Annotated in this window: 1 protein-coding gene; it reads right to left on the bottom strand. The window is 57.1% G+C overall.

From position 1 onward, the window contains the following. The coding region (locus tag NKJ12_RS32180; RefSeq protein WP_352707749.1) for an AMP-binding protein at window positions 1-639 on the bottom strand (639 nt) is incomplete at both ends.

Genomic DNA, 639 nt, shown 5'->3' with positions numbered 1-639 from the left:
GCAGATAACGCGCCAGATCGCCGGTCTTATACAGCCGATCGCCTTCCACAAAGGGACTGGCGATGAACCGCTCCGCCGTCAGATCAGGCCGGTTCAGGTAGCCACGCGCAACGCCGGCCCCGCCAACGTAAAGCTCACCCACCGCCCCGAACGGCACGGGCCCACCATGACCGTCCAGCAGGTACACCCGCGTGTTCGCAATCGGGCGCCCGATCGGGATGGAGGCCAGCCCCCCGACAGATTGGGCGATCTCGCAGACTGTCGCGAAGGTCGTTGTCTCGGTCGGACCGTAGCAGTGAATGAGGCGTACAGGACCTTCTTCTCTCAGCAATCTCAAAAATGAGGGAACGTCACTGACCTCGCCTCCACAGAGGAGGTACTTAAGTTGTGCTAACGTCGGAGCGATCGATGACGTATATTGGTTGAATAACGCTGTTGTTAGAAAAAGGGTTGTCACCCGTTGCTGTTCAAGTGACTTGGCAAAATTTGAAGGATTTATGACGGTCGTGGCATCCAATGCAATGATGCAGCCACCGTGTAGCAGCGGTGCCCATACTTCCAGGGTACTGATATCAAACGCGGGATTGCCCACCCACGCCACACGATCACTCGAGCTGAACTGCGCATAGCCATTGTTGA

The organism is Mesorhizobium sp. M0195 (assembly GCF_040322115.1).
GTDB lineage: Bacteria > Pseudomonadota > Alphaproteobacteria > Rhizobiales > Rhizobiaceae > Mesorhizobium.
This window is presented reverse-complemented; position numbering and strand designations above follow the sequence as displayed.